This is a genomic window from Natronolimnohabitans sp. A-GB9 (assembly GCF_030848565.1).
GTDB lineage: Archaea > Halobacteriota > Halobacteria > Halobacteriales > Natrialbaceae > Natronolimnohabitans.
The window spans coordinates 1-26,276 of the sequence record NZ_JAVDDV010000023.1; the positions used below are offsets into that span (position 1 = coordinate 1).

Genomic DNA, 26,276 nt, shown 5'->3' on the forward strand with positions numbered 1-26,276 from the left:
TATTACGTTCTTACTGATCTCGAGTCCGGGAGACGAATCTCTAGTCCCATAAATACTGGAGTGAGAACGTTTTGCGAAGGGGAGCGACTCCACTTCATTCGTACGTTTATTCGAATGACTGCCGCGGTAATTCGGCGTTAGTCAGTATCGAGTTAGGTGATTCAGGCCGACAGTGCGCTCGAACTCGAGTAGGCTGCGGTTCGCTACGAACTGAGTACGTATCTCATCAATCCGAACGATTGACGAGAGAAGCTAATCCGGACGAATAAACAATAATACAAGTTAACATTACATAGTCTGGTTCGAGGTAAAATTGTCTTGAGTACGTACTCGAGGTGAACCTCATGGTACTAATATTGTACTACGCGTCGAATCGCCCTCCGTATGCTTTAGGCACGTCTGCAAATCCGGTCAGTATGGATCGACGTGAGCGTTTGACCGGTGGGTGCGCTGGCGTTGTCGGGTTAGCCGGGTGCATCGATCTCTGGACGCCGGAAGCCGACGAACAGGTCACACAGGAGTCCGCCGCGGTCGTTTCACAGCACCATCTCGCCACTGAAGCCGGTCTCGACGTACTCGCCGAGGGGGAACGACAGCCGATGCTGCCGTAGCCGTCGCCTGTGCACTTAGCGTCGTCGAACCGTGGTTTTCATCTGCTCTGGGTGGTGGTACCTGGGCTCTCTACTACGACTCCGAGGCCAACGAAGTGACCAGCGTTGATGGGGTCGGTCCCGTCGGATCCGACGCGACACCGGACGACTACGAAGCGCGTGCAGAGACTGCCGGAATGCACCAGGCTGTCGTTCCTGATGCCTGGGATGGATGCGCTGGCTCGACGAGTACGGCGAACTGGAACTCGACGCGGTCATCGAGCCGGCGATAACACTCGCTCGAGAGGGATATCCTGTCAGTCCGGAGATGGCAGACTGGCTCGAGACCGAAGCGACGCTGCTCGACGGCCGATCCGATACGGCGGATATCTATCTGTCCGATGGTGAACTGCTAGAAGAGGGGGAGACGGTGTATCAGGAAGAGATGGCCGAGACGTTCGAGTCACTCATTGTCGCATACGACGACGCTCGAGACGACGGGCGAAGCGACGCCGTTCAGGCGGCAAGGGACTACTTTTATCGCGGGCCGATCGCCGAGGCAATCGTCGCGTTCTCCGACGAACACGATGGCTATCTCACGCTGTCGGATTTTCACGAGTTCGAAGCCGAACTCGTAGAGCCGATTTCGATCGAGTACGGCGGCGAGACGCAGGTGTATCAGAATCCGCCGAACAGCCAGGGGATACGCAACTGCTGGCGTTAAATATCGTAGACGAGTACGACCTGTCCGATCTGGATCCGGACGATGCAGACGCCGTCCACGTACAGGTCGAAGCGATCAAACTCGCGTTCGCGGACAGGTATCACCACGTCGGTGATCCCGATCGTGTCGACGTTCCCGTCGACGAACTGTTAGCTGACAAGTACGCGGAAAATCAAGGCGATCGCATTGATATGGAGACGCCGATGGAGTGGCCAATCGACACCGGACTCTCCAAACGTTCCGACGCCAACCATACGACGACATTCCACGTCGTCGATGCAGACGGAAACGCCGCTGCAGTGACGACGAGTCTCGGTGCACAGTTTTTGGTAGTCGGAGAGACCGGCATTCACATCAACAATCGAATGCGGATGCTTGCCCTCAAGGACGACGACCCAAACCGGCCCACTCCCGGATACAAGGTTCGACACACCTCCAACCCGTATCTTGCTACCCGCAATGGCGACCCGTTCGTTCTGGGTGGAAACACCGGCGTCGACACGCAACCGCAAGGACAAACCCAGCAGTTTCTCCACGTCGTCGAGTTCGGTCTGGATGCACAGGAGGCGATCTCCCGTCCCCGGTTCGTCAGTACTGCCTTCCTGTCGACGCAGTTCCCGTACGATACCGATAACTCCCTTCAGATGGAATCGGCGTTCTCATCGGACGTGATCGAGGAGCTCGAGGACTGCGGCCACGATGTCGAGGTCGGCGCTGGTATGTTCGGATCCGCGAACATGAATCTCATCGACGATGACGACGTGCAGATCGGTGCCGAACCGAGGATTTCGCCCGCTGACGGTGACGTGGTGCAGATAGACGACGAGTGAGACGGTCGACTGCACGTCGACGTCGGCGGGTTCGTGACTGGATCTGTGATCGCCCACTGAAACACAGCTACAGCCGGGCATGGGTCGGCTAGAAAAAGTGCCGACCGTTTCGAGGGAGTCCAGATATCGAAATAGCCGATATACTGGTACCGAAATAGTCGATCTTGCGGTCGCGTGGGAAGCCGCGCCGTCGTCGGGCATAGCCCGACTGCTTGAGGGGGCTTCGCTCCCTCTCCGTTTACGGCGCGGAGGATGTCACCGGAACATATTGCGGGCTTGCATGGGCTCGTCCTGTTGGCCTTGTGCTTGCTGTAGTTGCTGGGCGACCTGTTGTTTCTGGCGTTGGATCTCTTCTGCTTGTTCGCGGAGTTCGTCCGTGTCGATCTCGAAGTCGACGAGTTCCTCGAGTGCAGTCTCGATTACCGACCGAGCTGCAGCTGGATCCGGAAGGCGGGGATCCGCTCGCACGAGCAACAGTACGGCTGGAACGTCCGCCTCGTAGAATTTCGTTACGAGCGCCCCAGTTACGCCGCCGACAGCGCCGGACTCCGTTGCGAGTTCGATCCCAGCGTCTTCGAGTTCGGCCTTCAACGCTTCGGTCGTCGCGACGCCGACGACCTCGCCTCGTTGGTCTTCGGATTGGGCGGGCGCCCCTGCGAGGAAGATCGCGCGCCCGGAATCGTCGACGAGTTCCTCGAGGACACAGTGGCTCAGGTCGGCGACCGCGTTTTCCGGGATCGGGACGTCACTCTGCAGCGTCAACACGTCGGGATCCGATCCACCGTAGACGCGTACTGTATCCTGAACGAGCCCGTCCGTAAACGACGTCACGGGTGGGAAGTCGTCGGATCGGATCGAGCCGTACTTCTCGAGTGCGAGTTGATCGGTAATCTGATCGACGGCGATCGACGCGACGAGTCCGTGGCCGGGGAGCCCTTCGATGAGCGTCGGGGTATCGACCTCGAGGTCGGTCGTTCGGTCGAACTCGGCGTTGCAGTCATCAGTGGCCATACTCGATGAGTACACCTCCCTGTTACATATGCCTCGGGGGTGACGGCACTCGACGTCTATCGCTGTGGTGTATCGATCGCTCGAGCCAGGCCGTCTCTGTCGTGGTGGTCGCGCGCCGTAACCGTCGTCTTTTGATTGCTGTCCGACAGTACAGCCGATCGTGACGTTGTCACTCGAGCATCGGGATGGATGGGAGTCGTTGTCGTCCGATGAGTGATTCGAACGCCTACTTCTGAATAGCTAGACGTTACACCTCTTTTTACTATTGTGGCTATTGCACCTATTTAACCTATTGCAAAACGCACAGCTATTGCTCTTGCTCCGTCTATTGTAGAACTGTCGTCGATTGCTGCCGGTTTAGCGGTGTGTTCGTTCTCCCCCGCTGGCGTGTCTTGTTTCGACCGAGGGGACGTTTCGGTGTGAACGGTCGTCGTCGACCGGTCCGAGTACGGCCGATCGCGACGAATCGAAGCCCGCGCTGGCCTACGGGGTCGTCGGTGATCCGATCTCCGAGACGACGTCGTGTTCGACGTCGACTGCCTGTGCGTCCTCGTCGAGCAGCGCGACGACGAGATACGGGACGTAAGACTCGAAGTACTCGATGAGCTTTGCGATCCGTTCGGAGTCGATCGCCTCGAGGGAGTCAAGCAGCATGAACGGGACCGTCTCGTAGACGTCGTGGACGAGATAGCCTGCGAGCGCAAAGACCAGTCCCGTCACCTCGCGTTCGCTCTCGCTCAGGTGGTCGATCGTGTCTTCGTACGCTGCACCGTCGTCGGTGCTGCGGACGATTTTGAGGTCGAACGACGAGCGTGAGACCTTCCGTCGTCCTTCGCGAACTTCGCGGGTCGTCCGATCGATCCAAATCCGATCGAGGTTTCCGTAGCCGAGCACCTCGAGGAGGTTCTCCATGTGCTCGTTGAACGCGTCGACGGCGTCGGCCTCGATCTGGTCGATTCGAGTTCGGAGATCTGTCAGCTCGTCGGTCACCTCGTCGCGTCGGGCCTTAAGTCCCTCGCGCTCGTCGAGTCGGTCCTCGATCGAATCGATCTCCGATTCGATCTCCTCGAGTTCGCGCTCTTTGCGCTCGAGTTCGAACTCGAGCTGGTTGACCTCCTTGTGCTGGTCGAGAACGCCGCTGTAGTCCTCGTCTTCGGTCTCGAGGTCGTCGATCTCGTCTTCGAGGTCGTCGATCTCGTCGGTGAGCTCCTCGCGTTCGTCGATCAGTTCCTCGACACGCTCTTCCCGCCGCTCGATCTCGTCGTCGATCGATTCGAGGCGTCGCTGCGTCTGGCGGTACTCGGTTCGGTTCTCGTTGATAGTCGAGAGTGTCTCCCGGCGCTCGTCGAGTTCGGCGCTGAGCTCCGAGCGTTCCTCGAGTCGTTCCTGGCGGGCCGTGCGAAGCTGCTCGATCGTCGTTTCGATCTGTTCGCGGTCGACCGAGGAGCCACAGGTCCAGCAGGTAACCGTCTCGTCGTCGGCCAGCAGTTGATCCGTGACGGGGCCGTCGTCGCTGTCGTCGTCCGGCAGGATCGACTCCTGTTCGTCGAGCAGTTGTTCGTTGAACTGGATCGTACTCTGTAGTTGTGAGATCTCCTCGGAAAGCTCGGCCTTTTCGGACTGGAGCGTATCGATCTCGGCCTCGAGACGACTGATCTCCGTCTCGTCACCCGTCGAGAGCGATTCGAGCCGTTCTTCGACGTCCTCGCGCTCTGCTTCGAGCGCGTCGATGCTCTCGCGTTCGGTCTCGATCCGGTCGCGGACCCGCTCGAGTTCCGACCGCGTCTCTCGGACCTCTTCGAGTTTCGTCTCGAGTTCGGAGCGCTCTTCCCGTCGTTCTTCGACGTCGACGTTGGTCTCCTCGAGTTCTGCCTGTGCGTCCTCGAGTTCGGCCCGAAGCGTCTCGATTTCGTCGTTCAGTCGCGTCCGCTTGGCTTCGAGGTCCGGCAGTCGTCCCTCGAGATCGTCTAGCTCTTCGAGTTGCTCGTCGATCTGTCGCTTTCGCTGTTCGCATTGTTCGATTTCGGCTTTGATCGCGTCGGTGTCGACCGGCCGCATGATCAGTTCCCGGAGGTCGTCACCGCGGGCGACGGCCCGTCGAGCTTCGTTGGACTCGAGGAGGAACGCAAAGAGATCGGCGAGTTCCGGATCCTCGAGGTACGGTTCGCCGTCGGTGACGATCGTCCCGTTTCGCCGCTCGAGGGATCGTCGATAGCGTTCGTCGCCGAACTCGAGTTTCGCCTCGCCCTCTTGGGCGTCGGCTTTGAGACTGACCTGATCGCTGCCCAGTGCAGCCATGATGGCTTGAAGCAACGACGTGCGGTTGGTCGCGTTCCGTCCCGAGAGAACCGTTACTCCCTGTCGAAACGAGACTTCTGCTTCGTCGATACCGCCGATGTTATCGACGAACAGCGTCGCTCGTTCTGGCGTATCTCGCTCCGCTGTATCCAATTCGCTTCTCATACTGTGGCTTTCTCGGTCACTATAGATATATTTTGCCCCTCAAACATTTGCAGAAATACTGGGGGAAATTACCAGATGGTTTCTGAATCACTCCTGAAACACTGCAAACGTTCTACATACCCAGATCTATCTCACCGATCGCCAACTGTTATCGCCGATCACGTCGGAATTGTGTCTCTGTACAGTTACGGCCGGCGCTTGTGTCGCAAGCGACGTTCAGGCGTCTGCTTCGGCGTCATCCGATTGGGATCGACAGTCACACGAGCGCTGGTCGAGTAACGTTCGGATCGGATACTCCTGGAGACAGTCCTCACAGGTCACAGTGACGGAGACGGCGACGTTGAACTCGCCGATATCGATGATGTCGTTTCGATCGAGTTGCTCGACGGTATCGGCCGTCACCGCTGCGGTCCGGTTCTGGAGTGCACCCAGCTTGTCGACGCTTCGCTCGACGCGTTCGTCGTCGCTCGGTTTCTCGAGGGACGTCTCGAGACAGTCAGTCAGGTGATTGTAGACCGTCTGGTGGGAGACGAAGTCCGATTCGACCTGGTCGACCTCGACGCCGTCTCGTCGTAGCTCGTTTCGCGTCTGGACACGGGTCCCGCTGCTGACGTCGTCGTCGGTCAGCAACCGATACGTGTTCTCGATCTCGCCGTCCTTCGGGAGGATGCCCGCGTCCTCGAGTGCCGCCTCGAGGACCCGCTGGTTCACGTACGTCGCGAGTTGGCGCGTGCTCAACTGTTCGTCGCCGTCCCCAGTCCAGTATGCGATTAACTCCTCGTCGAGCGCTCGGAGTTCGTACTCGTCGCCGACACGTCCGAGTTTGCACCCACAGGAGGTGTCTGTCTCGGTCTGGCTACGATCAGTCACGGTAGGCCGTAGGTATCGTCGGATAAAAAGCGTTCGGATACCGGAGCTGTTTACGATAGTATGTATGTAATACAGTTCGGTTTTACGACCTGAGCGCTGGTACCTATCTTATGAAATTCAGTATTATAAAACCGATGTATTTAGCTATTGTAGATCCACTGAGTTTCATATACCGATATTATCCGTTCTGATAGCCATATACACCACTCTCTTTTACCGTTCGCTGTTAGAGAACAATTATTTTATGAGATAGTATTCAGAAAACCACAGAAGAATGACTATACTGTTCACTGTGTGCATACACGATCGAGCCGACAGCTGTAAAAAAGCGTCCGGTCTCGCGGGCGATCGTACGAATCGCGAACGTGTCGCGATTTGGAACTGATGTGTTCGTCTCGCCTAGTCCGTTACGCTCTCGGCTCGGTCGCGCAGTGAGCGACTGACGTCGCGCCAGGCGCCCGTGTAGTACCGGTACAGTGTAACCACGGCGGGGACGAACATCTCTGCGACGAGGGAGAGATACAGCGCCGCGACGCCGAGTGGGGTGACGACGCCGAGGAAGGCGACCGGGAGCGCGAAGCCATAGAGACCGATCAATGCCGCGTAAAACGGCCAACGGGTGTCGCCGGCACCGCGCAACGCGCCCGTGGCGGCTTCGTCGAGTCCGAGTCCGATCGTCGCGACGGCTGTGACCGCAACGAACGTCGCCGCCAGGTCGACGACTTCGGGATCGGTGACGAACAACTGCGCGATTGGCTCCGCGAAGACGATAACGAGGACAGCGGTAACGGCATACGCAAACAGCGAGAATCGAATGATTTCGTCGCCGTAGGCCGCCGCGATACCCTCTTCGCCCTTACCGAGGTGTCTGCCGACGAGACTACTCGAGGCGATCGAGAACCCCCACGAAAGGCTGTTGATCAGGTCGCGCATTCGGCGGGCGATCTCGTAGCCGGCGACGGCGACCGAGCCGAAGACGGCGGCGATGGCCAACAGCGGGAACGCGACCGCGGCTCGTGCGAGTTGCTGGAAGATAAGCGGCGTGCTGACGGAGACGAGCGGCCGCAGTAGCGATGGATCGACGAGCTGACCCGAAACCGACAGGTGAACAGGAAGGGCGTCCCGCGTCGGGTACGACTTCCCGGCGAGGCCCCACAGCAGTCCGACCGTAATGAGCGCGGTCGAGACGGCGGTTCCGACGGCGGCACCGACGACGCCCATATCAAAGCCGAAGATCAATACGGCGTTGAGCAGGATGTTGACGGCGGCGCCGCCGCCACGAATCAGCATCGGCGTGAACGTATCACCGACACCGGCAAAGATACGGCTCGCGACCTTGTTGTAGAACTCGAAGACGATAGCCGGTGCGACGATCGTCAGGTACGTCGCTCCGTACGCGACCGCCGTGGGATCGCCGCTCATGATCCCGATCAGGAACTCGGCCTGCCAGTAGAACGCGACGGCCAGTGGAATCGACAGCGCCGTCGCGATCAGATAGCTCTGGGTGATCGCCCGGTTGGCCAGTTCGATCTCGTCGGCGCCGTAATGTTGTGAGACGAGACTGATCGACCCACCTGACAGACCAAGCGAGAGGCGATCGCCGAGTTGCCAGTAGGCGTACGCGAACGCGAGTCCGGCGATCGCCGACGGTCCCAACACCAACCCGACCATCGCAATGTCGGCAGTTTGTTTCGACATCCGTGCGAGCCCGGTGACAATTCGTGGCCAGGCGAGATCGACCGTCGCCCGTAGTCGGGATCGCTCGATGATGTTCGCGCGCTCTAGGAGAGTCGCGAGCACGCGCCAGACGGCTCTGAATAACCGAGAGACCATCTACCGATAACTCACGGAGCCACACAATAACTGTTCTCATATGTGCCGAGATATCGTTCGACCCGATCAGTGATAGAGCCGTTCGGATCGTCGTCGAGCGTCACGTTCGATCGACCGAAGTGAGACGAAGCGGGGCCAGGGAACGCCCGAGATAGCGAGCACGTCTCGAGTCGGAACTGGCAGATCTCTTCGGTACATTTAACCTTTCACTGCCCGAGATGGTTCGTAATGAACCGTCGGACGGTGATCGAGACGCTTCGCAGACCGCCGGTTGCGTTTGCCCTCGCGACACTCATCGCGGCTGTGACGTGGACGGCGTTTTCCGGAACGGCCGACGTCGCGTGGATGCTTTCGATCACCGTGTTCTGTATCTCACTTTGGATTCTCACGCCGATTCCACCTGCGTACACGGGACTGATCGGTATCGGGCTTATCGCCGTCGTCTTCTCGACTGACCTCGCGTTGACCGGCTTCCAGAAGCCCGCGACGTGGCTCATCGGCTTCGGGTTGTTGATGGGCGAGGCGACCCGTCGGAGCGGCCTTGCGAACTGGGCAGGAACGTGGATCACAGCACGAACCGTCTCCGACTCCGCCCGCGCACAACCAGTGCGGACCTACCGACGACTCCTGATCGCGCTCTCGATCGGCGCACACGCACTCGCCTTTTTGATCCCGTCGGCGCTCGTCCGCATTCTCATCATCGCGCCGATACTCAAAGAGACCGGTGACCTCTTCGACGACCGGGCGGCCCGCGTCGGACTCTTTCTCGGGCCCGCCTTCGCCACCTTCTATGGCTCTGCGGGAATTCTCACCGCCGATCTCCCGAACATCATGATCGCTGGCTTCGGCGACTCGATCGCCGGCCATCACATCTCCTGGACCGAGTGGTGGTTCCACATGTACCCTGTCATGGGCTTGACGCGTGTCCTGCTGGTCTGTGGCGTCGTCTACTACCTCTTTCGGCCCGATCCGTCCTCGAGTGTCGACCTCCCGGACGGCTCTCGAGACGGTGCGTCGAGTACGGAACGACGGATGCTCGCGTTTCTCCTCGTGGGGGCGGCGATCTGGGCGACTGACTTCGTCCACGGCTTCCATCCGGTCGTCGGTGCGGTCGCCGTCGTCGCTCTCGCGTTCCTGCCGAGCGTCGGCGTCACCGATTTCGAGAGCGTCGGCGAGACCGACTTCTCGATCCTGTTTTTCATCGCTGCCGTGTTCGCGATCGGTGACGGCCTCGCTCACACGGGGTTCACCGAAGACGCGGCCGACTACCTGCTCGCGTCGATCCCGGCGGACGCGTCGCTGGCGATCGTTCTCGCGGTCGTCTTCGGTATTACGTTCCTGCTGGCGTTCCTGATGGAAGGGCTGGCCGTCGCGAGCGTTCTCACGCCGATTCTCATTCCGTATGCCGAGGCCGCCGGACTGCCGATGACGCCGGTGTTGATGGCCGAAGCGATGGCGTTGAGTTCGTATTTCTTCCCCTACCAGTCGGCGGTTCTCGTCGTGATCCTGGCGGAAGGGACCGCCGACACCGGCGAAGTTATCCGCACGACCGTCGCCTGCTCGGTCGCGACGATCGTACTGCTCTTGCCGCTCCAGTTCGGCGTCTTCACGCTGCTTTACTGACCTCTTCGGTTCCGTTACGACTGCCAGGACGCTATCGTCATCGCACCGGCACCGCTTTCGACGTCAGCGAACGAGTCGAAAAATCGTCGCCGTCCCGCCGTGGTCCGTTATGCGTCCTCGTCGACCGAGTCGATCAGCGCCGCGACCGCGTGTGCGCCCCGCTCTGGCGCTCGGAACGTCGGAATTCCGGCTGCCTCCATCTGGAGGCGCTCCTCCTCGAAACCTTCTGCTGGGCCGGCGACTGTAAAGATGATCGGCTTGTCGACGTTTTCGGCAAGCGCCTCGAGTTCCTCGACTGGGTAGCCCAGCGAGTCCTCGTAGATCTCGTAGACGATAACCATGTCGACGTTGTCGTCGCGGCCGACGGCGTCGATGACCTGGCCGAACTCGGGTAGTGGCCGTCCGGTGTCGACCGGGTTCTCCGTGTAGGTGATTCCCTGCAGCAGGTCGTCGACACGCTGTTGGGTCTCCGCTTCCAGATCCGGGAACTTGGCACCGCGTTCGTCGAGTTCGTCGGAGATGATGATCCCCGGCCCAGCCTGGGCGGTGACGACGCCGACGTTTTTCCCGTCCGGAGTCGGCGTGTCCGCGATCGCACGGCTGGCGTCTAGGAGTTCAGTCACCGAGGAGACGAAGACGACGCCCTCATCGGCGAGCGCCTCCTCGTAGGTCTCGCGGTCCTGAATCGGGGCACCGGTGTGTGACTGGACGAACTCGCTTAGGTCCTCGCTGCCGGCCTTGTACGCGACGATCGGCGTCTCAGCTTCCCGACAGACCTCGATGAAGTTATCGATGTCGTCGGTACCCTCGATGTGGAGTGCGATCGCGTCGGTGTTCGGATCGTCGTCGAGCACCGGAATCAGCTCGGCAAAGCCGGTGTTCGCTCGGTTGCCGAGGCCGAACATCGCTGACACGCCGTACTCCTCGCGATCTAACTGGAACGAGGACGTAACGCCGACGCCACCGCTTTGGGCGAGCAAAGCGACGTTCCCCGTCTCGACTTCACGGATCTGTGGAACGAACGAGCCGTAGAGATCCAGATGCGGGATACAGTATCCGGCCGTGTTCGGGCCGAGGATCGTCATGTCGTACTCCTCGCCGATTCGAACGACTTCGTCCTCGAGTTCCTGTCCGTCCTCGTCGACTTCCGCGAAGCCGCCGGCGAAGATCACCGCTGCGCCGATGCCTGCTTCGCCACACTCCTCTAGAACCTCCGGCACGACGGGGCTGGGAACACAACACAGTGCCAGATCGGCGTCGACGTCGTGGACCGAGTCGACGAACTCGTAGCCGTAGACCTCTCCCGAACTGGAGGGGTTGACCGGGTAGACGTCGCCGTCGTAGGTGCGAATGTTTGTCATCGCATCGTTTCCGAGTTTGCCCTCGGTTTTCGACGCGCCGATGACGGCGATTCCGTCCGGATCGAAGAAGTCAGTTACACCCATATCGGGGGATGGTCGAACAATGTAATATAAATTACGAAGTTTGGATTCTAAGCGCTGAAACGTAGTCGATTATCTATATGTCTGTAATTCACTCGTCGTACTCGAGGTACTGTCGTCCTTCTTCGGTCTCCGCGAGGATGTTATCGAAGACGGCAGCCTCGGTTTTGAATTTGTGAACGCTATGGAGCATTGTGTTGTGGAACTGGGAGATAAGTTCGCCGTGGTCTTTAAAGAAGTTGTGGACCCACTGCTCCATCTGGTCGTCTGTCCGGAACTGTGCGATTATGTGCCACTGGTAGTCACTGTCTGCAGTAAAGAATATCAGGACGTGAGGATCGTTCAGAAGTGCATCGTAACACTCTCGCCAGTTGTCTTCGAAGTTTGGGAAGTTAAAGGAGACGCGGAAGAGGTAGTGACGGAAGATATCCCGATTCGGGAGGATCGTCTCACGGAAGATTTCCTCTTCGGACATCGTCCGCAGAATCTCGTTGATCCGGTTGTGTGAAAGCGAAATCCCGTACTCCTCCTCGAGAATCTGACTGAGCTCCCGTGTCGACGACGTTGGATTATCGACTCTCGCTTTTAGAATGGCGATATCACGGGGTGAGACGTCGAACGATTCGTCTTCGTCCATTGTAAGTGTCCGTGTGCAACGCGTCATCAAAAGCTTGTTCAATGGTCACCAGGGGAAGCAACCGATTCGGTGATACGTCCTCCTGTTTCGGTGTCCTGCCCACTCTCGCGAGGTTGCAGTTGAACGGATGACAAACTTACGTGTAACTGGACACACTCGAGAAGCAAATCTATTGTAGACACGTTCCCGTTCCAATCAAAGCTATTATGGTATCTAGTTAGATGACGTTCGAACGAGAAAAATATACACGGAGTCCACCTGGATACGCGCTAACAATTAATAAATGAATGGAATAGCCATCCACATACGTTCGATCTTATAAACTGTTTCAACGATTCGCTGCAGGCTCTCGTACGTCGGTCTGTATACTGTTGGACAGCACGATTCGACGATCAGTCGCGCGACTGCGGCCGTCCCGCGGGTGACAGCCGCGAGTTCGCGACCGACGTCTCACTGACTGCTGTCCAACAGTATAATCGAGATCGTAACATTAATTGATTTATGATCTGTTCAGCCAACTGTCCCATCGACTCGGGATCAGTTTCGATATTACTATCGAACTTCTTTGTATGTATGAATACAGACATATATTGTGGTGGGGAACTGAATCTCGACTGGAACCGAGTACCGGAAACGGCCAACTGCTCGGTCCGGAGACACTGATCGGCCGGCAATTTCGCCGCTTCGAAAGTCAACCCTCGGAAATTATTTCCCCCTATTGTGCGTAGTTCAGCTATATGACGACGGGAGACGGTCCAAACCGGCGGGTCAAGACGACAGATACACTACTCGAGATCATCGACACGCTCCAGTCACTCGACGGGGCGACGCTGGCGGAACTGACCGACGAACTCGAGTACGCAAAGAGTACGCTTCACAGCCACCTCTCGACGCTCGAGCACAACGAGTACGTGGTCCGAAACGGTGACGAGTACGAACTGAGTCTCAAGTTCCTCGAACACGGGATGTTCGTCAAGAATAGCGACGAACTCTCTCGAGTGGGTGGGCCGGTCCTCGAGGATCTCGCCGCAGAGACGGGCGAAGTCGCCTGGCTCATCGTCGAAGAACACGGAAAGGCCGTCTACCTCGACAAGGCGATGGGCGAAAAGGCCGTTCAGACGCACGCCAGCGTCGGCGGTCGAGCCCGGTTGCACCACCTCGCGACCGGCAAGTTGATCCTGGCGTATCTCCCCGACGAGCGCGTCGACGAGATCATCGACTGTCACGGCTTGCCCGAACTGACACCACACACGATCACCGATCCCGACGAACTCCGGGCCGAACTCGAGGAGATCCGCGAGGACGGGATCGCGTTCAACGACAAGGAGACGGTAGATGGGCTGCGAGCGATCGGTGCTCCAGTTTTAGGCGAGGAGACGGTTTACGGTGCGATCTCCGTCTCCGGGCCGGCGAATCGGCTCACCGTCGAGCGATGTCTGGAGGAGATCAAACCGCTGTTGCTCGAGGCCACGAACGAACTCGAGTTGAAGTTGCAGTATCCGCCGAACTGAGATACGCCCGATATCCGCTTTCTCGTTGTTTCGACGTCCTGTGTTCTGTTTCTCTGACCGTTCGTTGTCACCGAACGCACGACGTAGTGTTTACAAACATATTCTCGTAAATACCGCGGTGGTATTCGACGAGACGGTCGCTGCGATACGTCGTATACATTTATTCCATTCTGAATTGTTTGGTAATTCCGAACCAACTAATATGCAAAAATATTGCTGGGAACGCTAAAACCGGACGAACGCCGACCAGAAGCTTCAACACGGTGGATTCTCTATACCGCACTGTATGGAGCCATCAGTAAGACGACTCGAAAGTGACGCGGAGGTTCCGGACGAGGCGTTCGAGGACGAGATCATCGATCTGGACTTCCACGTCAATCCTCTCGAGGACGAGTTACTCGAATACGTCGAGGACGACCGCGCCTACGACAAGCTGACCACCGAGTTCGGCGCGACGCCGGTTATGGGGAAGTGGGACGCGGCCTACGGAATCAAAGAAGGGCAGGAAGGACTGTTCACCCAGGGACGTGCCAAATACGCGGAGGACGTCCAGGAGGCCTGTGAGTCGATCGCGGTCGACGAGCCGATCGTCAACGCAGGGATCAACAACCTCAACCACCAGCACCATCCCGTTCTGAAAAACGCCGTCGCGCAGGCGGCCAACGACTACATGCTCGACCACTTCGCCGACGAGGGGATCTACACGTCGATGATGGTCCCGAAGTGGGATCCCGACTACGCCGTCGAAGAGATCGAGCGAATGGCCGACGAGAACAACATCGTCGGCGCCTACTCGTGGTTCGATCCGAAGGTGCCGTGGGGCAACGAACAGTTCGATCCCGTCTTCGAGGCGCTCGTCGAGCACGACCTGCCGTTGCTTCTCCACGGCTCGCTGGCCTACTGGCCCCAACACTCCTACATCGGCGACGACATGCTGACGTGGACCGAGGTGCTCGGCTTCGACTGGCCGATCCACGCGATGGTCAACGTCGTCAACATGATCATGCGCGGGGTCTTCGACAAGTATCCCGACCTCGACGTCGTCATCCAGGAAGGTGGCCACTGGTGGGTGCCGTTCCTGCGCTACCGGATGGACGAGTTCTACGAGATGCACCCCGAGGACATCCAGATCACGCCCCGGAAGATGGACTCCGGCGAGCGATACCTCGAGCGTGCCCCAAGCGAGTATCTCCGTGACAACATCTACCTCTGTACGCAGCCGTTTGCGCTGCCACGGAACGCTCGCGAAGCGGAGAGCCTGCTCGATCTCTCGATGGCCGACGATATGTTCATCTACTCCAGCGACTGGCCACACCAGACGCTCGACCCGCCGACGTGGTTCTACACCTCGCGAGCGTTCGACGACCACACCAAAGAACAGATCCTCAGCGGGAACGCCAAAGAGATCCTCGACATCTAATAATGGTCGACAGAGACAACTTCACGAAAGTCGCAGAGGTCGGCGACATTCCCGAGGGCGAAGGCGAGGGATTCGACGTCGATGGTATCGAGGTCGCCGTTTTCAACACCGGCGACGACTACTACGCGATCAACAATCGCTGTTCCCACCAGCGTGCTCCGCTGTGTAAGGCCGGCGACGAGAAGATCAACGCCGAAGACACCTGGACGGGAGAACGCGGTGGCCTCAACGCCGAAGCCTGTACGGTCTCCTGTCCGTGGCATCTCTGGGAGTGGGACCTGGAGACGGGCGAACACGAGGCGTCCGGACAGCGCATCGGGACGTTCGACTGCGTCGTCGACGATGACGACATTCTAGTTCGTATCTGAACGAGTCGGCCGCCTTCCGGTTTCGATCGGCTCGAACGAGCCGTACGCGTTTCTAGTAATACTGCCAGACAGTAGTCCGTATGAAACGCCGAAGCCGAACACCGCCTCGAGTGATCGATCCTCGACTCCCACGAACGAAAGAGCGAGCTGACCGTGCGTTACCGCGGGAGCGCGTAGGCCAACAGTTCGACCGGGGTCGGCGGCTCCTCACCGTCGAGGTCGCTCCCGGACAGCGAACTGCCGGCGGGAACCGGCTCGAGGCGTTTGTCCCCGAGTTGGGTCCGACAGGAGGTTCCGGGTGCGGTGACGACGGTCGCGTCGCTGTCTTCGATCTGATCGACGAGGATGTCGCCGATCGACTGGCTTAGCGAGTAGTGTTCGGCCTCGTAGCCGAAGCTCCCGGCCATCCCACAGCAGCCCGAATCGAGCGGATCGACCGCATAGCCTGCCCGTCGGAGCACGCCGACGGCGTGGTGGTCTTTCTTCGTGGCCTTCTGGTGGCAATGCCCGTGGTAGGCAAGCGAATCCGACGGCGCCGCCCAATCGACGTTCTCGTCGAGGCGGAACGTATCGAGGTACTCACAGACGCCGTAGGTGTTCGCCGCGACCGACTCGACGGTAGGCCCGCCAAGCAGGTCGAGCGCGTCGGACTGGAACATCACGGCGTCGGAGGGCTCCGCGAGGACGACGTCCCATCCCGCTTCGACGCGAGGTGCAAGTTCGGCGGCGTTTGCACGCATCGTCTCGCGGGCTTTGTCGACGAACCCCTTCGAGAGTGCCGGTCGGCCGCTGTCGGTCCGTCTGGCGACGTCGACGTGGACGCCGGCGGCCTCGAGGACGCGAATCGTCGCCTTCCCGACGGCGGGATGGCTGTAGTTGGTGTAGGTGTCGACGAAGAAGACCGCCTTTCGCTCGGCTTCAGCCTCGGAAACTCGCGAGCCACCGCGGGCCTCGAACCAGTCCTGGACCGTCTCGCGGTGGAACTCCGGCAGCGACCGCTCGCGTGCGATGCCGACGGTCTTTTCGGCGACGGTTCCGGCGCCGGGAAGCGAGTCCGCGAGATTCGAAAGCGGCGCGAGGGCACTGCCAAGCGGTGCGAGCCGATCGAAGTTGGCAAAGAGCTTGTCCCGGAGGCTGGCACCGTGTTCCTGGTGGCGGGCGTGTTTGACCTCCGTCTTGAGCTTGGCCATATCGACCTCGCTCGGACAGTCACGCGCACAGCCCTTACAGCCGATACAGAGGTCGAGCACCTCTTCGACGAACTCGTCGTCGGTAGGGTCGTCTGGCAACTCGCCGCTCATCGCGTTTCGGAGGAGGTTCGCGCGACCACGGGTGGCCGTGACCTCCTCTTCGGCGGCACGGTAGGTCGGACACATCACGCCGCCGGTCGTCTCTTGGTCGCCCCGACAGCCACCGCAGCCGTGACAGAGCTCGACCATGCCCTGCATGCCGTTTTCGTTGTCCCAGTTCAAGGCGGGGTCGAAACCGGCGTCGTGACTGTAGTCGCTGTCGTACCGGAGGTTCTCGGTCATGTCGTGGTCGCCACAGATGTTCCCCGGGTTGAGCAGCCAGTCGGGATCGAACGCCGACTTCAGGTCACGGAACGTCTGCCAGAGGTTCTCGCCGTAGAGTTTCCGGTTCCACTGAGTTCGGGCGCGGCCGTCGCCGTGTTCACCAGAGACGGAGCCGCCGAACTCGACGACCATGTCGGTCACTTCGTCAGCGATTTCGACCATGTCCGTTCGGTCCTCGGCGGACTTCGTGTTCACCAGTGGGCGAACGTGGAGGACACCCGGCCCCGCGTGGGCGTAGAAGGCCGCGTCGACGTCCCGATCTTTCTCGACTAGCAGCGACTGGAACCCCTCGACGAACTCGGGGAGGTGTTCCGGCGGGATCGCACAGTCCTCCATGAAGCTAATGTGTTTCTCGTCGGAGGTTCGCGAGAGCAAGATCGGGAGGCCGGCCTTGCGTAGCTTCCAGAACTGCTCGCGTTCGTCTTCGGCGTGGGCCTCGAGTCCTTCGAAGGCGTGGATCTCGTCGATGTTCGGCCGGTCTACAGGCGGTTCGGCTTCGCTGTCGCTTCCGGGCACACGGTCGGCAAGGAGACCGGCGGTCTGTTCCCGGCCGTGGTCGTCGTCGGCGGCGTAGAACTCGACGAGCAGCGCCGCCTGAGCACCGTCGGGGACGAGTGCCGCGATCTCTTCGAACTCGGCCGTCTCACGCGCCAGTCCGATGAGCACGTCGTCGATGAGTTCGACCGCCGCCGGCTCGTGTTCGAGGACGTGCTGGACGTCCGTGACGGCCTCGAGGACGCTCTCGTAGAACAGCAGCGAGACCGCCTTCGTCTCCGGAACCGGCTCGAGGGAGACTTCGGCCTCGGTGACGACGGCCAGTGTCCCTTCGCTGCCCGCGAGCAGGCGCGCGAGATTGACGGTTCCGGAGCCGGCCTCCTCGACGAGCATGTCGAGATTGTAACCGGAGACGTTGCGTTTCAGATTAGGAAACCGGTCGCGAACCTCGTCGGCTTCCTCGTCGATGATCCGGACGACCTCGGCCGAGACGCGTTCGAGGATGTCACCGTCGGGATCGGCTTGCTCGCGCAGTTCCGAGACGTCGGTCTCGCCGAGCGTGGCGACTGTCCCGTCGGCCAACACGACTTCACACTCCTCGATGTAGGCGTCGGTCTTCCCGTAGACCAGCGAGTGAGCGCCCGTCGAGTTGTTCCCGATCGCGCCGCCGATGGCGCTGCGGTTGCCCGCTGCCGGGTCGGGAGCGAACTTCAGTCCATGGGTGGCGAGTGCGTCGTTGAGTTCCTCGAGCACAGTCCCCGATTGGACACGGGCCCGCCGATCGTCGGGATCGATGTCGACGACGGCGTCCATGTGGCGGGTGAAATCGAGGACGACCGCCTCGTTGACCGCCTGGCCGGCGAGGCTCGTTCCGCCGCCCCGTGGCAGGACTGGGATCTCCCGCTCGGCACAGTAGGAGACGACGGCAGCGACGTCGTCGGTCGACGTCGGAAAGACGACGCCGATCGGCGTCTCCTGGTACGCGCTGGCGTCGGTCGCGTACAGCTGTCGGGTGTAGGTGTCGAATCGGACGTCGCCATCGATCCGACCCTCGAGGTCGGCGACCAGATCCGGTCGGTCGATGTCGTCCGATACGTAGTCGTAGCCGGCCCGCTCGTCGGCTGCCGGCTCGGAATCGTTCTCGTCGAGCGATGTGGTTGGGCTCGCAGTCATAACTCGGTCAGTTGACGGTCTCGGGGGTCCCCGCAGTTCTCGCGGCGGGGGCGCGTTCGATCTCGTGTCGATCCAGTCCGTAGCATCGCGTCATGGATTCCCATTTCCAAAGCGGGCAGGTAACGTTGACGTTTTGCTCCGCGTGTGCGCGTTGGACACCGGTGACCGCTGTACTGAACCGACCGCCCGACTCGAGATGGCGCCGTCCGGGCGGAGCGGTCGTGTCGACGTCACCGGTACCGATGCGGTCTCGCTGTCCCCGCTCGAGGCATTGCTCGAGTCTCGGGGACGGCAACTGCTCGATGTCGATAGCCATGTGTGCCACTATATTACATCATGGCCGGTATAAGGATTCCTACTGTCCATCATTCTCCTCATCTTTGCCAATATGTAATGGGTTTCTCGGAACATGATCGATCATGTTGTATTTCTACGGCGGCAGTAGCTTTATTAGAACTGCGGACCCGTATTTTGGGTATCAACGAATGAGTTTCACACGCACTTGGACCGTCCGGTTCTCGGATACGGACCCGTTCGGTATCGCTCACTATCCGCGGATGATCGACGTGATTCACGAGACCTCGGATATGTTCATGGAAGAGATCGGCTGGCCCTACTGGGAACTCCACGAGGAACACGAATTAGGTCTTCCACTCGTCTCGATGGATTTCGATTTCCACGGTCAGATCGAAGGCGGCGACGTCGTCGAGATCGAACTCGACGCGACCGTCGGGGAGTCGAGCGTCCAGTTCGACTACCGGGCGATCCACGACGGTGAGGTCGTCTTCAGCGGAACCGAACACCGGGTGTGTGTCCCGATCAACGGTGATGGCGGCGTGTCAGTTCCCGACGACCTCCGCGATGCGCTCGAGAGCGTCTAGTGGCGGTCTCTCGGATCGCCATCGACTCTCGTACTGCGGCCGGAACGCGACGACCTCTCATAGACCGCTCACACTATCGTAACCACTGAACGGTAGTGTACACCCGATCGCTTGCGGGACGCGCGGATCGATGCGACCACCGGGAGAACCGCGAACTGGCTGGCGGGGACCGGTGTGCGCCGTGTGCCGTGCGATCGGTGTGGACCCGTCCGACGGTCACTCACCGTTGCGAGCGCGTACAGCGCCTTGGCGATGGGTGTTACCATCGCGAACAGGACGGTCGTCGACGGGTTACTCGAAGCCCCTCTGTGTATCGATTATGTTTGACACACTCACTCATGGGGGGAGGAGTTACATAAATCCTTGCAATACGACGACGGTGTCACTCATCGCGTCGAGGAAACGCTCTATAGTAGCCACTGGCCGTCGGTGCAAACTGATCGCACGAGGGGAGCGCGGGTCGATGCGACCACCGGAACGAGCCCTGCGAACTGGCGAGCAGGGGCTGACGTAACCTACGAACTCTGCGATCGGTGTGTGCATCGTTTCAGTTGTTACTCTAGTCTCTCTGGACCGCTGTCTATCGTGCCGGCGCGACCGCAAGATGGGCCGCGTCGGGAACTCGATGCAGCGGTCCGTATCGTGATAGTAGTTACTCGCTGTGGCCGTTATCGTTCTCGCCGTCCGTTTTTTCACTGAGACGGATCGGAACGGATCCGTGTCCGTTGTCGATCGTGGCAAAAAGTCATATACCACTGGGATTAATGGTAACGCTGTACGAACACCAATCCATGACGACGATCTTACTCAGCATCGATACGAACGTCGAACGGGCGAACGAACAGGTCGAGTCGATAACCGAACTCCCACTCGATACGACGGAGACGCAGATCGTCCTCTATCACGTCTTCCGGGCGGACGACGAAGGCGCTGACGCGAGAAATCTCAAGTCGGTCGCTGCGGCGGTGGAGCAACTCGAGGACGCCGGCTTCGACGTCGAGGTCGCCCAGTCGAGTGGCGATGCCGTGCCGAACATTCTGGACAAAGCCGACGAACTCGACGCCGACCTCATTAGTCTCGCGGGCCGAAAGCGATCTCCGACCGGGAAGGCCCTGTTCGGGAGCGTCACGCAGGACGTGATTCTGAAATCCGACCGGACGGTGTTGCTCGAGACGACGAGTAGCTGATCGGCGGTGTCCGCTTTTTCGAATCGAGGTGACTCGAGTAGCACCGTTGTACGACACTACCATTATAATTCTCACATTAAAATAAAAAAGTATGTATACTATGATTGTTCTCATAATACATTATCCGACATATGATCGGTGTTTTTATTACCCATGGGGCGGTTTGTCGAACCATGTTTGGGGGTCAAGCCTGGGAAGATGACGAACACATATCAGGCGAGTCAGTGACACCTGAGGAGAAGTCGATCGACGACGTCGATTTCATCGACAAAGGATGGAGGGCAACGCTGAAATTCATCGTCGCGTTCGCGACCGGTGCGTTCGTCTTCCTGTTCCCGATCCAGTGGGACGGGCAGACGACGATTCCACTCGACGTGATGATGACGCTGCTCCAGAACGCGTCGATGTTCGCCGTCGAGATGTTCACGCTGGGGCTTCTCATCGCAGGTGGTGTGTTCACGACGATCGCGGAGCTGCACTACCGCAGAGTGTACACTGTGAGCGAACGAGTCGAGGAGTGGTTCGAACTCGACTACTGGCGAACGTCGAAGCCGTTCTGGGCGCTTCGAGTCATCGGCGCTGTCCTCGGGGTGGCAATCCTACTCGAGGCCGGCCCCGGTTGGATGTTCGCCGATCCGGTTGTCGGGACTGCCTGGAGCGCCCTCGCGATCACGGTCGCACTCGTGATTCCGCTGGGGGCGATCTTCGTCAACTTACTCGCCGAACTTGGCGGTCTCCAGTTCATTGGGACGCTCGCCCAGCCGCTCATGCGGCCGTTTTTCAATCTGCCCGGCCGGTCGGCACTCGACAGCGCGGCCTCGTGGCTCGGCTCGTTCAGCATCGGCTACTACCTGACCCGAAACGTCTTCGACCGCGGTGGTTACAACAAACGCGAAGTGTTCGTGATCTGTACGTGCTTCGCGACGGCGAACCTGGGGACGGTGGGGGCCGTCGCAGCGGTGTTGGAAATCCTTCACCTCTTTCCGATCATCGTGGCGCTTTACCTCATCGCAACCCTCATCGTCGCCGCGATCCTCGCTCGCATTCCGCCGCTCTCGACGGTTCCGGAAGAGTACGTCGCCGAGCCGAATCCCGAACCGCGGTTTACCGGCACGGTCGGTGATTACTTCCGATTCGCCTTCAACGAGGGCGTGAAAACGGCGAAGAAAGGTGACTCGATCGCGCGCGCTTCCGTCGTCGGCTTCATCGACGGGATGAAACTGGCCGGAATGATCATCGGGACGGTGTTGACGATCGCGATGACCGTGCTCCTGCTCGAGCATTACACCGCGTTCTTCGCGTACATCTCTGCCCCGTTCATCCCGCTGATGAACATTCTCGGCATTCCGGACCCGCAGATGGCCGCGACGGGCATCATCGCCGGTGGCGCGGAGTACTTCATCGGCGCGACGATGGTCGTCGAGGCCGACGTGCTCACGCAGGTGTTCGTCGTGATCGTCACGAGCGGACAGGCGATCTTCATCGCAGCGTCGGCGCCGATGATGGTGGACATGTTCGACGACGTTCCCATGCGGTTCCGTGACCTGCTGCTCTTGCTCGTCCTACGGACTGCATTCCTCATCCCCGTCGCTGCGGCCCTGACACATGCCGCTGCGTACGTGGGCCTCATCTAACTGGGACCCACGCGCGGTCCGCGCCGTTTTCCGAATCGCTCGTCGAGTGTGTCGATTCGCTGTGTCGCCCGTCATGGCATGTGGCGGCCGTCGTTCGTTTTTTGTTGTCGTGATCCGATCCGATCCGATTCGGATCGATTCGGCAACCACACGCTCGGTTCTGACTCGAGACACTACTGCTCGTAACTGTCGAACGATCTCATCGAAACCTCCGCTTTATCCTCTGGCTGTAATTTATATGCCTCTACGGGTTACCAGAGAAATACAGAACCTTATATTTCTTCGACCATGTATTATAACTAAAACCCAGTTCGCTGTCGGCGTTCTCGAGCGTATTCGATAGTCGCCCAGTGTTTCTCACGAATATTATCGACATAGTGGGTGGGAGACGAGGAAAAGTACGCTATCCAGTGAAGTCCATAACAAATGAAGAATGGACGGTAGTCGGGAACACGTTGGACGAACGTATACGGTGATACGGATCAGCAGTCGATACGTTCGACACTATCGATTGGCGTCGATCACGCGAAAAATCGGCTATCGACAGGTCGTCGGTTCGAGGCCAACGATAGCCCGGCAAACCGGCGATAGTGAACCGCGGTCGAACGGTCGGCGACGGCGTTACCGATTCGAAACGCGGACGACCCGTCTTAGAACGGGTACTCTCGTTGCTCTCGCTGGATCGAGACCCACTTCGTTCGCGTGAACTTCCGCAGGATCGCTTCGGCGTTGTACCGACCCATACCCGACGCGCCGACGCCGCCGAACGGCACGTGTGGCTCGTCGTTGATCGGCTGGTCGTTGATGTGGATCATGCCGGTCTCGACGCGGTCCGCAATGTCGCGGGCGCGCTCTAAGTCGCCGGCGTGGACGGCACCGGAGAGGCCGTACTCGGTGGCGTTTGCCATCTCGACGGCCTCGTCGTCGTCGGAGAACGGAATCACCGGTGCGACCGGACCGAAGTGCTCGTTACACGCGGCAGCCATGTCGTTGGTGACGTCCGACAGCACCGTCGGTTCGATGACCAGACCGTCGGCTTCGCCGCCGGTCTCGAGAGTTGCGCCGGCCTCGACGGTTTCCTCGATGAACTCGAGGACCGTATCGCGCTGGGTTTCGTTGATGATCGGGCCGACGACGACCTCGTCCAGTTCGGTGCCGGCGGGCAGCTGCGCGGCACGTTCGGTGAGCCGCTCGACGTACTCGTCGTAGACGTCCTCGTGGACGAGGTGGCGGTTGATCGAGATACACACCTGTCCCTGGTGCATGAACGTCCCGAAGACGCCAGCGTCGACGGCCTGCTCGAGGTCGGCATCGTCGGTGACGATGTGGACGTTGTTGCCGCCCAGTTCCAGCGCCGGCTCGGCGAAGTTTTCGGCGGCTCGCTGGGCGACCTGTCGGCCGACTTCGGTCGAGCCGGTAAACGCGACGACCTCCGCGCGCTCGTCGCTCGCGACGGCGTCACCGACGGTCGAGCCCGGACCGGGGACGACGTTGAGCAGTCCGTCCGGGAGGCCGGCCTCCTCGAAGATGTCGGCCAGGAGCAGTCCGCCGGTGATCGGCGTGTCTCCGGCGGGTTTGAGGACGACCGCGTTTCCGAGCGCGAGCGCCGGCGCGACAGCACGCATCGAGAGGTGGAACGGGAAGTTCCACGGCGAGATGACCCCGACGACGCCGACGGGTTCGCGTTCGACGACGTTTTCCTTGCCCGGGATGATCGACTTCTCGTGGTCGCCACCGTCACGGAACGGGAAACTCGTCGCGACGTTCATCATCCCCGTAGCGAGTTGGACCTCCTTTGCTCCCTTCGGGACGATGCTCCCGGCTTCGCGTCCGAGGAGATCTACGACTTCGTCCTGCCGTTCCTGCAGTCGCTCGACTGCGCTCTCGATGACGGCAGCTCGCTCCTGTGGCGGCGTCTGTGCCCACTCGGTCTGTGCCTGTTCGGCGACTGCGTAGGCCTCGTCGACGTCGTCCTCGGTCGCCTGTGGGATCGTCGCGACGACCTCACCCGTCGCCGGGCTGGTAACCGTCGTCTCCGCTGCGCCCTCGGGTTGGCGCCACTCACCGTCGATGTACAGTCCGTTCCACTTCGTTTCGGCGTCCGTTGTCTGTGAACTCATGTGTTGTGAACCGGCCACATGCGTGACCTACACCTAGGTACTCGCGTCGTCCAAATAAAACCATCCCTATCGATCGACCGAAAACCCGAACGAGAAGTGAGTACTGGCACGTCGTCGATACAGCCCTCTGTCTCGAACACCCGCAGCCGGGTCGCGGGTGTGCCGGTACTGGCGGACAGTCGTCCGTAGACGGGTGTAATACCCTGCGCGGAGCTGTCGACGGATGTGGCTACTATCGTTCGAGTGTTATTGCTGGCCGTCGACGTAGACGACTCCGTCTTCGACGACGACGTCGAACGTCGGAAGGACGATGTCGTCGTCGGCGAGTTGCTCGCCCGTCTCGAGGTCGTACGACCAACCGTGCCACGGACAGGAGATGATCGGCTCGTTGTCGTCGTAGTCTTTCTCGACGCGCTTGCCGGGTTCGACGAACTCGCCGACGAGTTTCCGGCTGACCTGCCCTTCGGCGACCGGACCGCAGTCGTGGAGACACCGGTTCTGGACGGCGTGGAACTCACCGTTGACGCGGAGAACGCCGACTTCGATGCCGTTTACGTCGACGAGTTCGCGATCGCCCTCTTCGAACTCCGATTCGGGTTTGACTTCGATCAGTTCCGTCGTGCTCATAGGTCGAACACCTCCTGTGCGTTACCCGAGAGGATCTGCTTTTTCTCGTCTTCCGAGAGGAACGGGAGGTCGGTGACCGTCGTCGGTCGGTCGTAGTCCCAGTGTGGGTAGTCCGAAGCGTACATCAGGCTGTCGGCACCGACCATGTCGAAACACTTCTCGAGGTATTCGGGGTCGGCCGAGATCTCGAGGGGCTGGGTGCCGTAGTAGAAGTCCTTGATGTACTCGCCGGGCTTTTTCTCGAGCAGCGGCGCTTCTTCGGGGCGCTTGAGGTACTCCTCGTCGAGTCGCGTGATCAGGCCGGGGATGTAGGTGATGCCCGACTCCATGAAGACGATGTCCAGGTCGGGGAACTTCTCGGGGACGCCCTGGACGACGAGGCTGACGATCTGAGACATGTTCGACTCCAGGAAGCCGAGCGTGTGGGTCTCGAGCATCTCCTGGTAGCCGGCACGGACGTACTCGTCGAGACCGGCACCGCCGGTGTGGAAGACCGCCGGAAGGCCGAGCTCTTCACACCGCTCGTAGAGCGGGTCGTACTTGCGGTTGCCAAGCGGTGGCGTCGCACCGGCGGTGACGAAACAGGCACCGACGTATTCCTCTTCGCCTTCGATCCGATCGAGGATCTCGAGGGAGGCGTCGACGTCGCCGTAGGGGATGGGCGCGAGCCCGTGAATGCCGTCGTCGGGGTCGAGGACCTCCTCTTGCATGTACTCGACGTAGGCCTTCGCGAACGCGCTCTGGCGGTCGTCGTCGGCGGTCGTTCCGGCGCCCGCGAGGATGAGATGCGAGATCAGCAGCGTCTCGTCGACGCCGATGGACTCCATCCCTTCACGGATCCGCTCGGGCGTCTCGGGCTCGTCTGGGTACGAGGAGTGTTCGCGGGTGATCTTCCCGTGGGCCTGGCGGTCGCCGGTCGAGAAGGGGAAGAACGAACTGAGGTTTTGCTTTGCGCCTTTCTCGTCGAAGTTGCTCTCCTCGAACTTCGTCTTCCAGGGCTCTTCCATGTACTCGGCGACGTCGTGGAACGACTCCATGTAGTGACAGTCGCCGTCGATGACGTGATACCGGTCTAGTGCCTCTTGATTCGGCTGGCTCTCGTCGGATTCCAGCATGGTCGTATAACGGTACCGGTACTTTATACACCTTTATTCGACGGGGGCTGTTGCTCCTAACCGAAGATAATTATATTACTTCGAGCTGCCCGAGAGACGGATTTGACGTAGTCAAACCCAGTCGACCCACCAAACCCGTTCGAGGCCT

18 protein-coding genes and 2 pseudogenes are annotated in these 26,276 nt (G+C 60.0%); 9 read left to right on the top strand and 11 right to left on the bottom strand.

Annotation, left to right across the window (positions count from 1 at the left end; translation table 11 throughout):
- Nucleotides 1-637: 637 nt before the first annotated feature.
- Together RBH26_RS18375 and RBH26_RS18380 are read left to right on the top strand one after the other, a co-directional pair.
- Nucleotides 638-883 (top strand): annotated as a pseudogene (locus tag RBH26_RS18375) (hypothetical protein); the annotation flags it as partial.
- Nucleotides 823-2,144, top strand: a pseudogene (locus RBH26_RS18380) (gamma-glutamyltransferase). The pseudogenes RBH26_RS18375 and RBH26_RS18380, both read left to right, overlap by 61 nt.
- A 255-nt stretch (nucleotides 2,145-2,399) precedes the next feature.
- Here the strand turns inward: RBH26_RS18380 and RBH26_RS18385 are convergent.
- The 4 genes from RBH26_RS18385 to RBH26_RS18400 form a co-directional block, all read right to left on the bottom strand.
- The gene (locus tag RBH26_RS18385) at nucleotides 2,400-3,155 is read right to left on the bottom strand and encodes a PAC2 family protein (RefSeq protein ID WP_306759836.1); all 756 of its coding nucleotides are present in this window, start codon (nucleotides 3,153-3,155) and stop codon (nucleotides 2,400-2,402) included.
- Between the two features lie 483 nt (nucleotides 3,156-3,638).
- The gene (locus RBH26_RS18390; RefSeq protein WP_306759837.1) at nucleotides 3,639-5,618 is read right to left on the bottom strand and encodes an archaea-specific SMC-related protein; all 1,980 of its coding nucleotides are present in this window, start codon (nucleotides 5,616-5,618) and stop codon (nucleotides 3,639-3,641) included.
- 216 nt (nucleotides 5,619-5,834) lie between these two features.
- Nucleotides 5,835-6,488 (bottom strand): rod-determining factor RdfA, encoded by a 654-nt coding sequence (gene rdfA, locus RBH26_RS18395; protein WP_306759838.1) that lies wholly within the window; start codon nucleotides 6,486-6,488, stop codon nucleotides 5,835-5,837.
- A 399-nt stretch (nucleotides 6,489-6,887) separates the two neighbouring features.
- Complete coding sequence (locus tag RBH26_RS18400) at nucleotides 6,888-8,321, bottom strand: MATE family efflux transporter (protein WP_306759839.1); 1,434 nt, start codon at nucleotides 8,319-8,321, stop codon at nucleotides 6,888-6,890.
- Nucleotides 8,322-8,549: 228 nt separating this feature from the next.
- Between RBH26_RS18400 and RBH26_RS18405 the strand changes: the two genes are divergently transcribed.
- Nucleotides 8,550-9,944 (top strand): SLC13 family permease, encoded by a 1,395-nt coding sequence (locus RBH26_RS18405; protein WP_306759840.1) that lies wholly within the window; start codon nucleotides 8,550-8,552, stop codon nucleotides 9,942-9,944.
- Between the two features lie 107 nt (nucleotides 9,945-10,051).
- Here the strand turns inward: RBH26_RS18405 and RBH26_RS18410 are convergent, their stop codons facing one another.
- Nucleotides 10,052-11,389, bottom strand: coding sequence for a CoA-binding protein (locus RBH26_RS18410; RefSeq protein WP_306759841.1), 1,338 nt, complete (start codon nucleotides 11,387-11,389; stop codon nucleotides 10,052-10,054).
- Nucleotides 11,390-11,477: 88 nt separating this feature from the next.
- Nucleotides 11,478-12,023, bottom strand: coding sequence for a helix-turn-helix domain-containing protein (locus RBH26_RS18415; RefSeq protein ID WP_306759842.1), 546 nt, complete (start codon nucleotides 12,021-12,023; stop codon nucleotides 11,478-11,480).
- Nucleotides 12,024-12,760: 737 nt separating this feature from the next.
- On the opposite strand from RBH26_RS18415, the gene RBH26_RS18420 reads away from it, so the two are divergent.
- The 3 genes from RBH26_RS18420 to RBH26_RS18430 all read left to right on the top strand — a co-directional run bounded on the left by RBH26_RS18420 (nucleotide 12,761) and on the right by RBH26_RS18430 (nucleotide 15,322).
- Nucleotides 12,761-13,534, top strand: a complete 774-nt coding sequence (locus RBH26_RS18420) for an IclR family transcriptional regulator (protein ID WP_306759843.1) — start codon at nucleotides 12,761-12,763, stop codon at nucleotides 13,532-13,534.
- Nucleotides 13,535-13,820: 286 nt separating this feature from the next.
- Nucleotides 13,821-14,954, top strand: a complete 1,134-nt coding sequence (locus RBH26_RS18425) for an amidohydrolase family protein (protein WP_306759844.1) — start codon at nucleotides 13,821-13,823, stop codon at nucleotides 14,952-14,954.
- 2 nt (nucleotides 14,955-14,956) lie between these two features.
- Entirely contained in the window at nucleotides 14,957-15,322 is a 366-nt protein-coding gene (locus RBH26_RS18430) for a Rieske 2Fe-2S domain-containing protein (protein WP_306759845.1), read from the top strand.
- Between the two features lie 158 nt (nucleotides 15,323-15,480).
- Here the strand turns inward: RBH26_RS18430 and RBH26_RS18435 are convergent, their stop codons facing one another.
- Nucleotides 15,481-18,564: an FAD-binding and (Fe-S)-binding domain-containing protein gene (locus tag RBH26_RS18435; RefSeq protein ID WP_306759846.1), complete on the bottom strand. Its 3,084-nt coding sequence runs from the start codon at nucleotides 18,562-18,564 to the stop codon at nucleotides 15,481-15,483.
- 7 nt (nucleotides 18,565-18,571) lie between these two features.
- Entirely contained in the window at nucleotides 18,572-18,880 is a 309-nt protein-coding gene (locus RBH26_RS18440; protein ID WP_306759847.1) for a hypothetical protein, read from the bottom strand.
- A 169-nt stretch (nucleotides 18,881-19,049) separates the two neighbouring features.
- Here RBH26_RS18440 and RBH26_RS18445 point away from each other — a divergent pair, with 169 nt between their 5' ends.
- From RBH26_RS18445 to RBH26_RS18455, 3 genes are all read left to right on the top strand, one after another.
- Nucleotides 19,050-19,445, top strand: coding sequence for an acyl-CoA thioesterase (locus RBH26_RS18445; protein WP_306759848.1), 396 nt, complete (start codon nucleotides 19,050-19,052; stop codon nucleotides 19,443-19,445).
- A 791-nt stretch (nucleotides 19,446-20,236) separates the two neighbouring features.
- Complete coding sequence (locus RBH26_RS18450) at nucleotides 20,237-20,632, top strand: universal stress protein (protein ID WP_306759849.1); 396 nt, start codon at nucleotides 20,237-20,239, stop codon at nucleotides 20,630-20,632.
- 173 nt (nucleotides 20,633-20,805) lie between these two features.
- Nucleotides 20,806-22,266 carry a nucleoside recognition domain-containing protein gene (locus RBH26_RS18455; protein ID WP_306759850.1) on the top strand — a complete coding sequence of 487 codons (1,461 nt, stop codon included), beginning with the start codon at nucleotides 20,806-20,808 and terminating at the stop codon, nucleotides 22,264-22,266.
- Nucleotides 22,267-22,916: 650 nt separating this feature from the next.
- Here RBH26_RS18455 and RBH26_RS18460 read toward each other — a convergent pair.
- The 3 genes from RBH26_RS18460 to RBH26_RS18470 form a co-directional block, all read right to left on the bottom strand.
- Complete coding sequence (locus RBH26_RS18460; protein WP_306759851.1) at nucleotides 22,917-24,386, bottom strand: aldehyde dehydrogenase family protein; 1,470 nt, start codon at nucleotides 24,384-24,386, stop codon at nucleotides 22,917-22,919.
- A 246-nt stretch (nucleotides 24,387-24,632) separates the two neighbouring features.
- Entirely contained in the window at nucleotides 24,633-25,013 is a 381-nt protein-coding gene (locus RBH26_RS18465; protein WP_306759852.1) for a Rieske 2Fe-2S domain-containing protein, read from the bottom strand.
- Nucleotides 25,010-26,128 carry an amidohydrolase family protein gene (locus tag RBH26_RS18470; RefSeq protein ID WP_306759853.1) on the bottom strand — a complete coding sequence of 373 codons (1,119 nt, stop codon included), beginning with the start codon at nucleotides 26,126-26,128 and terminating at the stop codon, nucleotides 25,010-25,012. Before RBH26_RS18470 ends, RBH26_RS18465 begins: the two co-directional genes overlap by 4 nt.
- Between the last annotated feature and the right edge of the window lie 148 nt (nucleotides 26,129-26,276).

What these genes read in the sequence shown, in the direction of transcription:
- RBH26_RS18415 (WP_306759842.1), bottom strand. Translation starts at nt 12,023, where the DNA reads ATGGACGAAGACGAATCGTTCGACGTCTCACCCCGTGATATCGCCATT.
- RBH26_RS18425 (WP_306759844.1), top strand. Translation starts at nt 13,821, where the DNA reads ATGGAGCCATCAGTAAGACGACTCGAAAGTGACGCGGAGGTTCCGGAC.
- RBH26_RS18455 (WP_306759850.1), top strand. Translation starts at nt 20,806, where the DNA reads ATGTTTGGGGGTCAAGCCTGGGAAGATGACGAACACATATCAGGCGAG.
- RBH26_RS18420 (WP_306759843.1), top strand. Translation starts at nt 12,761, where the DNA reads ATGACGACGGGAGACGGTCCAAACCGGCGGGTCAAGACGACAGATACA.
- RBH26_RS18460 (WP_306759851.1), bottom strand. Translation starts at nt 24,386, where the DNA reads ATGAGTTCACAGACAACGGACGCCGAAACGAAGTGGAACGGACTGTAC.
- RBH26_RS18470 (WP_306759853.1), bottom strand. Translation starts at nt 26,128, where the DNA reads ATGCTGGAATCCGACGAGAGCCAGCCGAATCAAGAGGCACTAGACCGG.
- RBH26_RS18435 (WP_306759846.1), bottom strand. Translation starts at nt 18,564, where the DNA reads ATGACTGCGAGCCCAACCACATCGCTCGACGAGAACGATTCCGAGCCG.
- RBH26_RS18410 (WP_306759841.1), bottom strand. Translation starts at nt 11,389, where the DNA reads ATGGGTGTAACTGACTTCTTCGATCCGGACGGAATCGCCGTCATCGGC.
- RBH26_RS18385 (WP_306759836.1), bottom strand. Translation starts at nt 3,155, where the DNA reads ATGGCCACTGATGACTGCAACGCCGAGTTCGACCGAACGACCGACCTC.
- RBH26_RS18400 (WP_306759839.1), bottom strand. Translation starts at nt 8,321, where the DNA reads ATGGTCTCTCGGTTATTCAGAGCCGTCTGGCGCGTGCTCGCGACTCTC.
- RBH26_RS18440 (WP_306759847.1), bottom strand. Translation starts at nt 18,880, where the DNA reads ATGGCTATCGACATCGAGCAGTTGCCGTCCCCGAGACTCGAGCAATGC.
- RBH26_RS18430 (WP_306759845.1), top strand. Translation starts at nt 14,957, where the DNA reads ATGGTCGACAGAGACAACTTCACGAAAGTCGCAGAGGTCGGCGACATT.
- RBH26_RS18450 (WP_306759849.1), top strand. Translation starts at nt 20,237, where the DNA reads ATGACGACGATCTTACTCAGCATCGATACGAACGTCGAACGGGCGAAC.
- RBH26_RS18445 (WP_306759848.1), top strand. Translation starts at nt 19,050, where the DNA reads ATGAGTTTCACACGCACTTGGACCGTCCGGTTCTCGGATACGGACCCG.
- RBH26_RS18465 (WP_306759852.1), bottom strand. Translation starts at nt 25,013, where the DNA reads ATGAGCACGACGGAACTGATCGAAGTCAAACCCGAATCGGAGTTCGAA.
- RBH26_RS18390 (WP_306759837.1), bottom strand. Translation starts at nt 5,618, where the DNA reads ATGAGAAGCGAATTGGATACAGCGGAGCGAGATACGCCAGAACGAGCG.
- RBH26_RS18405 (WP_306759840.1), top strand. Translation starts at nt 8,550, where the DNA reads ATGAACCGTCGGACGGTGATCGAGACGCTTCGCAGACCGCCGGTTGCG.